This window comes from Citrobacter sp. CK198 (genome assembly GCF_030333295.1).
GTDB classification, from domain to species: domain Bacteria; phylum Pseudomonadota; class Gammaproteobacteria; order Enterobacterales; family Enterobacteriaceae; genus Citrobacter_B; species Citrobacter_B koseri.
Genome location: NZ_JAOWGE010000021.1, coordinates 1 through 9,751, shown reverse-complemented (window position 1 = coordinate 9,751; position 9,751 = coordinate 1). Strand labels below are relative to the sequence as shown.

Annotated in this window: 9 protein-coding genes and 1 pseudogene; 3 read left to right on the top strand and 7 right to left on the bottom strand. The window is 51.4% G+C overall.

Annotated features, from left to right (window positions below; translation table 11 throughout):
* Both tssI and glpD read right to left on the bottom strand, forming a co-directional pair.
* On the bottom strand, positions 1–958 hold a 958-nt coding region (gene tssI, locus OGY62_RS02085), incomplete at its 3' end, for a type VI secretion system tip protein TssI/VgrG (RefSeq protein ID WP_286458953.1).
* Between the two features lie 212 nt (positions 959–1,170).
* A complete protein-coding gene (gene glpD / locus OGY62_RS02080; RefSeq protein ID WP_286458951.1) occupies positions 1,171–2,679 on the bottom strand; it encodes a glycerol-3-phosphate dehydrogenase in 1,509 nt (502 codons plus the stop codon).
* A gap of 202 nt (positions 2,680–2,881) precedes the next feature.
* On the opposite strand from glpD, the gene glpE reads away from it, so the two are divergent.
* The 3 genes from glpE (at position 2,882) to OGY62_RS02065 (ending at position 4,988) form a co-directional block, all read left to right on the top strand.
* Complete coding sequence (gene glpE, locus OGY62_RS02075; protein ID WP_012135529.1) at positions 2,882–3,208, top strand: thiosulfate sulfurtransferase GlpE; 327 nt, start codon at positions 2,882–2,884, stop codon at positions 3,206–3,208.
* 75 nt (positions 3,209–3,283) lie between these two features.
* On the top strand, positions 3,284–4,114 hold the full coding sequence (gene glpG, locus OGY62_RS02070; protein WP_012135528.1) for a rhomboid family intramembrane serine protease GlpG: 831 nt from the start codon (positions 3,284–3,286) through the stop codon (positions 4,112–4,114).
* Between the two features lie 115 nt (positions 4,115–4,229).
* Positions 4,230–4,988, top strand: coding sequence for a DeoR/GlpR family transcriptional regulator (locus OGY62_RS02065; protein WP_012135527.1), 759 nt, complete (start codon positions 4,230–4,232; stop codon positions 4,986–4,988).
* A 44-nt stretch (positions 4,989–5,032) separates the two neighbouring features.
* On the opposite strand, the gene malT is transcribed toward OGY62_RS02065, so the two are convergent.
* The 5 genes and pseudogenes from malT to OGY62_RS02045 form a co-directional block, all read right to left on the bottom strand.
* On the bottom strand, positions 5,033–7,738 hold the full coding sequence (gene malT, locus OGY62_RS02060; protein WP_012135526.1) for an HTH-type transcriptional regulator MalT: 2,706 nt from the start codon (positions 7,736–7,738) through the stop codon (positions 5,033–5,035).
* Between the two features lie 486 nt (positions 7,739–8,224).
* The gene (locus OGY62_RS23360) at positions 8,225–8,545 is read right to left on the bottom strand and encodes a DUF1240 domain-containing protein (RefSeq protein WP_491844656.1); all 321 of its coding nucleotides are present in this window, start codon (positions 8,543–8,545) and stop codon (positions 8,225–8,227) included.
* 123 nt (positions 8,546–8,668) lie between these two features.
* On the bottom strand, positions 8,669–9,007 hold the full coding sequence (locus tag OGY62_RS02055; protein ID WP_058668203.1) for a hypothetical protein: 339 nt from the start codon (positions 9,005–9,007) through the stop codon (positions 8,669–8,671).
* A 27-nt stretch (positions 9,008–9,034) separates the two neighbouring features.
* Positions 9,035–9,445 carry a hypothetical protein gene (locus OGY62_RS02050; RefSeq protein WP_058668202.1) on the bottom strand — a complete coding sequence of 137 codons (411 nt, stop codon included), beginning with the start codon at positions 9,443–9,445 and terminating at the stop codon, positions 9,035–9,037.
* 9 nt (positions 9,446–9,454) lie between these two features.
* A pseudogene (locus OGY62_RS02045) lies at positions 9,455–9,751 on the bottom strand (hypothetical protein); the annotation flags it as partial.

The following is a 9,751-nucleotide window of genomic DNA, read 5'->3' as shown; positions in this document are numbered from 1 at the left end:
CTGTCACCTGCCACTCCCGGTTCAGTGTGGATGAAGGGTGGCCGGTGAGGGTGAAACGTTTTCCGGGCCACAGTTTCGGGGAGTTGCTCACACAGGCTGCGGTTTCAGCATCATGCCGGTGGCCTTCAGCCTGGTAGCGGGCGAAAGCCTGACCGTGCTGCTCGTCCTTGAAGCGTCCCGGCCAGTCGAAGATTTCATACTGCGTGCGCTGGCCGTTCAGGTTCGTGGCCTGGTGGCTGAACCAGCCGGGCCATCCGGGTGTTTTAAAGGTGTAATCCTGGTTTTCCACCGATGAAGGACGCACCTGCGCCCGGTAGTGGAACTCGCTGATGCATTCCGTGGAGATTTCGCGGGTATTCGGGTTAAAGGGCAGGGAGCCGAGGGTGGAGACACCGGCGACGTCATCACAGAGCACCAGTTTTTGTTCCGGCCCCACAGGGTGGAACCAGTCAAAGAAGAAAATGCCCTCTTCAGCCCACAGCCGGGTGAGAAAGCCGAGGTCGGTTTCCCCATACTGAACGCAGAACTCCCGCGCCGGGTGAGGCTCATAAAAGGAAGGCACCCATCCGGTGACGCCGTTTTCAGTGAGCAGGGTGGCGGAAATGGCCTGAATATCCTGCTGCTGAAAGATGCGGAAGTTCTGGCGCAGGCCACAGCGCCAGAGCGGGGGAGAAAGGGTCAGGGTGTAATTCATCTGCCAGTTGTTGTTTTCCCCGGTTTCCATGCCCGTAATGATGCCGTGAAGGTGGCGCTGCGGGATATCACCCAGCCAGATGGTCAGGGTGGCGTTTTTTTCGAGGAAACTGACGGCGGTGAGGTCAGGCAGACTGCTGGCAATATCGACACTGAGTAAAAAGGGCGTGGAGAGACTCTGGTGGAGAGTGAAGCTGACGACAGCGGTGTCCGTCACCATGAGTCCGTCCACTTCCAGCGTAAAGCGCAGTCCCTGCTGTGACATAAGAATCTCTCCGTGAAATATCATCCCAAAGTACCATACGCCTGTGAAAGCGGGACGCGTAGAGGAAGAAGCCGGATTAACTGAAAATAGGAAAACGTTTAGAAGGAGTATGAAACATCGTCATTATACGGCTTTCACAAGGAAAGAAATTAAGGTGGGGGGGATAGTGAAAATTAAGGAGGGGCTACGGAAGCCGCCCTCCTTTATGAAGATTACGACGCCAGCGACAACTGACGTTTGCCAATATATTCCGCCAGCCACTGGCTCACGCGGGACTGCTGCTCGGCGTTGAGCCACATCCCTTCTTTGGTGCGGCGCCACAACGCGTCGTCCGCACGACGTACCCATTCGTGATCCACCAGATACTTCAACTCCGCTTCGTAAAGTTCGTGACCGAAATCTTCACCTAACTCGGCAACGGAGGTGGCTTCGCCGAGTATCCACTCGGTATTGCTGCCGTAGGTACGGGAATAATGACGCGCCAGCGACTCCGTCAGGAACGGATAGCGGCGGCGCAGTTTGGCCGCGTAATCTTCACGATCGCCGCCGATATCCCCGCCAGGAAGCACGCACTCTTTAGTCCAGGCCGGGCCAATGCCCTGGTAATAGGACGACAGTTTTTCCATCGCGTGTTCGGCCAGCTTACGATAAGTGGTCAGCTTACCGCCGAATACCGACAGCAGCGGCGCTTTGCCGTTTTCATCGTGGATATCCAGCGTGTAGTCACGGGTGATCGCCTGCGGAGAATCGGACTCGTCGTCGCACAGTGGACGCACGCCGGAGTAGGTCCAGACGATATCGTCTCGGCCCAGTTGTTTCTTGAAGTGCGCGTTATAGACCTTCAACAGGTAATTGATTTCGCTTTCATCAATTTTCACTGCTTTCGGATCGCCTTTGTACTCCACGTCAGTGGTGCCGATGATTGAGAACTCATCCATCCACGGAATCACAAATACGATACGCTTATCTTCGTTTTGCAGGATATAAGCCTGTTTCTGCGTATGCACGCGCGGCACCACAATGTGGCTGCCTTTGATCAGACGAATGCCGTAGGGTGAAGGCAGGTGCATACCGTCGTCGAAGAACTGTTTTACCCACGGCCCCGTGGCGTTGACCAGACCACGCGCCTGCCAGGTGTGCTTTTTACCGGTATCGATATCTTTCGCTTCTACGATCCACAGACCGTTTTCACGACGGGCAGAGGTCGCTCGGGTACGGGTTAACACTTCCCCGCCTTTACGCACCACCATTTGGGCGTTTGCCAGAACCAGACGCGCATCGTCTACCCAGCAGTCAGAATATTCGAAACCGCGCACGATCTCCGGTTTCAGCACCGAATCTGCGCCAAAACGCAAACCGGTTGAACCGGGCAGACTGGTGCGTTTGCCCAGATGATCGTACATAAACAGACCAATTCGGATCATCCATGCCGGGCGCAGGTGCGGGCGGTGAGGCAGGCGGAAGCGCATCGGGAAGGCGATGTGCGGCGCCATTTTCAGCAGCACTTCACGTTCGGCCAGCGCTTCGCTGACCAGGCGGAATTCGTAGTGTTCAAGGTAGCGCAAGCCACCGTGAATTAATTTAGAGCTGGCGGAAGAGGTTGCACAGGCCAAATCCTGCGCTTCCAGCATGAGCACGGATAAACCACGTCCGGCGGCGTCTGCCGCGATACCCGCACCGTTAATGCCCCCGCCTATCACAATCAGATCTTTGGTTTCCATGCTACCCTCTTGCACTTTCGTTAAAGCTCAAAAATGTTCGTTATCGAGCATAATAGCAAAAAAACGAGCTGGTGGTAACATCGAAAAAACATTTTAGAGTGATACATATAACATTATGGCGTTTACTTACCCCGGCGACGTACACTGAACGGTAAAATAGCCATCTGCATATAAAGCCTGCATATAAAAGAAAGAGAGACTCATGGATCAGTTTGAATGTATTAATGTCGAAGAAGCTCACCAGAAACTGCACCAGGGAACGGCGGTGCTGGTGGATATCCGCGATCCGCAAAGCTATGCGATGGGCCACACGCCGCAGGCGTTCCATCTGACCAACGATACGCTGGGCGCGTTTATGCGCGACCATGATTTCGATACCGTGGTGATGGTGATGTGCTATCACGGCAATAGCAGCAAAGGCGCGGCACAGTACCTGCTACAACAGGGTTATGACGCGGTTTACAGTATTGATGGCGGGTTTGATGCCTGGCACCGCCATTTCCCCTCAGAGGTGGCATTTGGCGCTTAAGCCCACAAAGATGCAGCCTGAAGCCGGAAGGGCCTATATACTGTCCTCTTTTGTGTGGACTAAGCGACAGCAACAATGTTGATGATTACCTCTTTTGCTAACCCCCGCGTGGCGCAGGCATTTGTTGATTACATGGCGACGCAGGGCGTTATCCTGACGATTCAACAACATCATCAAAGCGATGTCTGGCTGGCGGACGAATCTCAGGCTGAGCGCGTGCGGGCGGAGCTGGCGCGCTTTCTGGAAAATCCCGCCGATCCGCGTTATCTGGCGGCAAGCTGGCAGTCCGGTCATACCGGCAGCGGGCTGCACTATCGCCGTTTCCCGTTTATCGCCACATTGCGCGAGAGGGCGGGCCCGGTCACCTGGCTTATTATGATCGCCTGTATCCTGGTGTTCGTTGTGATGAGCATCGTCGGCGCGCAGAGCGTCATGGTGTGGCTGGCGTGGCCGTTTGATCCGTCACTGAAATTTGAGTTCTGGCGCTATTTCACCCATGCGTTTATGCACTTCTCGTTAATGCATATCCTCTTCAACCTGTTGTGGTGGTGGTATATCGGCGGGGCGGTGGAAAAACGTCTGGGCAGCGGAAAACTGATCGTTATTACCGTCATCAGCGCATTGCTGAGCGGTTATGTACAGCAGAAGTTCAGCGGCCCGTGGTTTGGTGGGCTTTCCGGCGTGGTTTACGCGCTGATGGGCTACGCCTGGCTACGTGGTGAACGCGATCCGCAAAGCGGCATATATCTACAGCGTGGGCTTATTGCTTTTGCGTTGATCTGGATTGTTGCCGGGTGGTTTGATGTGTTTGGCATGTCGATGGCGAACGGTGCGCACATCGCCGGGCTGGCCGTGGGGCTGGCGATGGCATTTGCTGACACGGTGAATGCGCGAAAACGAACATGATTGGGGTTGCGCCGGATGGCGGCGAAACGCCTTATCCGGCCTACTAAAAATGCACGGTCGGTAGGCCGGATAAAACGCCAGGCGTCGCCATCCGGCAAAATTCCAGGGAATAACAATGAAACAGACACAACGTCATGACGCTATCATCGAACTGGTAAAAAAGCAGGGATACGTCAGCACTGAAGAACTGGTGGAACATTTCTCCGTCAGCCCACAAACCATCCGTCGGGATCTCAACGACCTGGCGGAGCAGAATATGATCCTGCGCCACCACGGCGGCGCGGCGTTGCCTTCCAGCTCGGTAAACACGCCGTGGCACGATCGTAAAGCGACGCAAACGGCGGAGAAGGAACGTATTGCGCGGAAAGTCGCCACGCAAATCCCCAACGGTTCAACGCTGTTTATCGATATCGGCACGACGCCGGAAGCGGTGGCGCATGCCTTGTTGGATCACAGTAACCTGCGCATTGTGACCAACAATCTCAACGTGGCGAACACGCTGATGGTGAAAGAGGATTTTCGCATTATTCTCGCTGGCGGTGAGCTTCGCAGCCGTGACGGCGGCATTATTGGCGAAGCGACGCTCGATTTCATCTCTCAATTCCGCCTGGATTTTGGCATTCTGGGGATCAGCGGTATCGACAGCGACGGGTCGCTGCTGGAATTTGATTATCACGAAGTACGCACGAAACGCGCGATTATTGAAAATTCACGCCATGTTATGCTGGTTGTGGATCACTCTAAGTTTGGTCGTAATGCGATGGTGAATATGGGCAGCATTAGCCTGGTGGATGCCGTCTATACCGATATGACGCCGCCAGCAGGGGTATTGCAGGTGCTTACCGACCACCATATTCAGTTAGAGTTGTGCTGATCGTGATTGTAGACCCGGTAAGCGTAAGCGCCACCGGGCAATCATCACACCCCGTACCCCATCATTTTCAAAAGCCTCTGCGCATGTTGTACGGCATCCTGACGATGCGCGACGCCGAGCTTCTGATATAAATTGCGAATATGCGTTTTGATGGTCGTGGCCGCAACCGCCAGCTCGCCGGCGATTTGCTCGTTGCTGTAGCCGGAATAGATCAGCCCCAGAACCTGCCACTCACGCTGCGTTAGCGGGCTGGTGCGGATCAGCTCCGGTACGTCCGGGTGATTTAACAGCCGCTCCACAAAGCCTTCGTCAAAATGGGCGAACTTATGTCGATGGTGCTGGTTAATTTCCCGCAGGATGCGCTGTGCGCGATGTTGTTCAAGCTCCGGCAGCGTATTCAACTGAATCAACTGACGCAGTTGCTGCGCCATCGCTTCGCCTTCAATCACAAAGTGGCTGATGAAACCGGTACGGTTCGCCAGTTGCAGCGCATCAAGCAACACCCGCTGGGCGTCGTTTTTACGTCCGGCCTGCCAGTACAGTTGATTAAGCAACAGCAGGTTACGGTTAAGATCGCTCATTAAACGCAGGCTACGGGCGTTCTCGTTTAGCTCTTCCAGCACAATCTCTGCGGATTCAAACTCACCCAGTAGGATCTGCGCCCTGGCGATATTACGCCACTGGCCTTGCAGGAAGTGGTTGTTGGCAAATTCTGGTTTCGGCGTATGACGCAGCCAGTTGGCGGCGGACTTCTTATCGCCCGTCATCTGCCAGTAAATCACGCGAACCTTATCGGCATTGGAAATCCAGTCGCTGTGATACTGGCCGTTGCCCAGCAGGTTCTCCAGACGGTTCAACTGCGTGCGGGCATTATCCAGATCGCCGCGCGCCAGCGAGCACTGCACCAGCAGCGCCAGACACTGCAATTGCTGCTGCGGCTGGAATGCGGAAAGCACATCAATACCGCTGCGGGCGGAGGCTTCCGCTTCGTCAAGACGCGCCCATGCCCACAGAAGCTGCGCGCGAATGCGCATCAGGAACTCGTGCATCGGCAACTGTTCGAGATGTTGCTCTTTAATCAGCTGGAACGCTTTCTCCTGGGTTTCCCAGGCGGCCTGCAAAAAGCCCTGGGCGAAGAGAATTTCACTTTGTTGGAGCAGGCTCCAGAGGGCGTAATGCCAGACGTCATGATGACGCGACATTTGCTCAGTTTGCTGCATCAGCGACAGTGAACGGGAGAGATCGCCTTTACAGTGCAGCACTTCGCCGTGTACGGAGGTGGCGACAATACGGCTGTAAAACCAGGCGATCGGCAGCTCATCCAGCGCCAGTTTTGCCAGACGTTCCGCTTCATCCGGGTTGCCGTCGTTAATCGCGACCTGAGCGCGCAGGGCGTTGAATTCCGCATGCAGCGTACCGTCCATCATGCCCTGAATTTCTTGCTCAGCGCGCGCCAGCAGGGTATTCACTTCGCTGTAGCGGTGCTGGCTTTGCATCAGCCATGCCTGCAACAGAACCAGCCGCGGGTTTTCCAGCAAACTTTCCCACGGCAGGGCCTTTAACGACTCTTCCAGCAGCGCCAGCTCACTGTGGTTAAACAGCCCCCACGCATGATTCAGCAGGATATCGCGCAGCATATGCGCATCGCCCGCCGCCAGGGCATGGTGAATGGCTTCGCTGGGGAAACCTTGCGCCATCCAGCTTTCGGCGGCAGCGCGGTGGATATCCGGCAGCTCGGTCGCCAGTTCCCACTGGCAACGCTGACGCAGGAAACTGCCAAACAGCGGGTGATAGCTGAACCATTCGCCCGTATCGTCCATGCGTTGCAGGAACAGCCCCTGACGCTCAATCTCCTCCAGACGCATCTGCCCGTTCTCTTCGCCCGTCACGCGCACGATCAGCGCATCGTTCATCGAACGCAGGATGGCGCTTTTCAGCAGAAAATGCCGGGTACTCACGTCCACGTTGTCCAGCACTTCATCGACCAGGTAATCGGACAGATGGCTGGCGTTGATTCCCGCCAGGCGTCGCGCAGACTGGTGCGCGGAGTTATTGTTCTGGCGGGCGGAAAGGGCGATAAGCTGTAGCGCGGTTGCCCAACCGGCGACGTCGTCGCACATCCGGCTGCTTTCGGCGGCTTCGATAGGCGAGGACAGACGGCGGTCAAAGAACTGTTTTGCTTCCTGATGGTTAAAGGCTAATTGCTGGCTGCCGATTTCCAGCAGCTGATCGCGAACGCGCAAGTTAGCGATGCCGAGCTGCGGTAAATTACGCGACAGCACGACCAGCGTGAGATTTTCGGGTTGATGACGCAGGAAAAAGCGCATCGCGTCGTGGATCACCGGGTTTGTGATCAGATGGTAATCATCAATGACCAGATAAAGCGGGCGATGCCACTCAGCCAACTCAATAAAGAGTTGCGCGAAAAGGGAGGTCAGGCTGACGTACTGGCGTTTTTGCACCATGACTTCACTGGTGGAGCAATGCCCGCCCGTTGCCTGCTGAAGCGCGGCAATTAAATAACTGGCGAATCGCTCCTGCTGGTTGTCGCCTTCATCCAGCGAGAACCAGCCTAACTCGTTTTTCCCGGCTGCCCACTGTGAAACAAGCGTGGTTTTCCCATAGCCCGCAGGGCTTGTTACCAGGGCCAGCCTGAAATTGTTCGCGCCGGAAAGTTTAGCCAACAGGCGCTCACGAACCACCGTATGGTCGAGTCGAACCGGACGACTTAATTTAGACGGAATCAACATAGTAATCACTTCACTGTGAGGAAATGGGGAAATGCGATTTTTTTTGCGCTTCGTAATTAATAGATATAAGGTCGGATAGATTAAGATTTATTGCAAGTTATGTCCGGCATTGGACTGTCTTATTTTGCACTTGGTCACAAAATCTTAAGATGATAGACACGTACTGAAACCGGTGTCAGGATGCGCTGCTGTTGAAATGTTTGACCAGAGGCGGTGATTGAACACCCTCTGACGAGGCATGATTTGCGCTTATAGAATTATCTTAATTGTTACTGTTAGTGATAATTTTTAATGTAAATCATTAGTGACTATGATTTTTGCAGAGTTCTATACCCATTTTTATTAGAGATAACTATTACTCATTAACGAACCCGATATGAGATGTTAGGATGTAAATCACTAGGGTTGAGAGAAGGGAATCTATCAAGCTCATATAGATTTTATTCATATCACTTCCTTAAAAAGAATAAAAGTATGATGAATCCGTTACCACAAGCCGCGTTTATCTACGATAGTTTTGCATAGTTCGATATCTGTAACGTAGAAATCATGAAGCTTCTTCTGGGGGCAGGATGTGTATGATAATCCAAGAAATAAAAAGGGAATAAGACAGTTAGCAATAATGCCAATGAGAAAGGAAATTACTACAATCATTGTCATCCATAACTCTATTGTAGTGGGCAGTTTTTTCAAACGGCCTTCCTTACTAAATAAGGCGAAAACAGAAAACATTGAAAATATAAGTATTGTTGGTATTCCTCCTACTATTGCGCATGTATTTTTGTTATAGGAGATTACATCACCCATTCTAATTAGTGAAAGAAAATTTTCCATTATGCTCCCAGTGAATATCATATAAAGGAGACTACAGAAAAAAATAGTAAGAGAAAAAGATATCAGGCGCAGATGGAGCTTAGTCATTCGCTTTCCTTAAAAAGAGTAAAAATAAGGGCTATTAAAACCATAATTTTCATGTTTACTATGGTGAAGATAGTCGCGAAGTTTGTTCTTTAATGAAGCTGATAGCTCTATTTTATCATCTAGGTAATTTAATCCATAGTTGAAAAATAATCCTACGATAATAATGCCAAGAGTTGTGATTACTACAGGAACACTAAGTATTGCCAATACTCCAGTAACTAGCACCCCAATCACTACCCCCGACACCACCGCCTTTGCGGCATCCATTGAGATATCTACCAAAAAATCCACCAGATCATAATCAGGTTTAAAGATTGGTATTGTTATGCACAAAAGAAGCATCTGCATGAGGCTATTACCAAAATCTACGGTTATCTATGATGGTTTCGCAGAGTGAAATGTCAACGACATGATAATCATCCAAATGTTCCTGGGGGCAACGGGTGTATGACGATGCCAGAAAAAAAAAGGTACAATACAGTCAGCAATCAAACCTATTGCAAAAGGTATAATGACGGCACATGTAACCCAAGTCTCAATCGATTTGGGAAAGTTTTTATATTTTAAGCTTTTGCTGAACAGTATTCTGACGAAACTGATAGTCATCAAAATCATCGTAGGTATTCCGCCTATCAGTACAAATGTATGATTATAGGAAACAATATCACCCATTTTTATGATAGATAAAAAATCAGTCATTACGTATCCAAAGAATTGTGTGTCAAGAATCCAAAGGAAAAAAGCAATGACAAGAATAGCTATCAAGCGCATATAGATATTATTCATATCATTTCCTTAAAAAGAGTAAAGGTATGGTGAATTGAAATCATAATATTCAATTGTATGTTTGTGATGAAAAATATAATCTCGCAATTTTTCTTTTAATGAATCTGACAATCCTGCGTTTTCATCAAGAGAGTTTAATTTTGCATTAAGAACGAATCCTGATATAACGATGCAGACAGTAGTAAAGAGTATTGGTGCACTAAATAATATCGCTATCCCGCCAATTACCCCAATCACTACCCCCGACACCACCGCCTTTGCGGCATCCATTGAGATATCTACCAAAAAATCCACCAGATCATAATC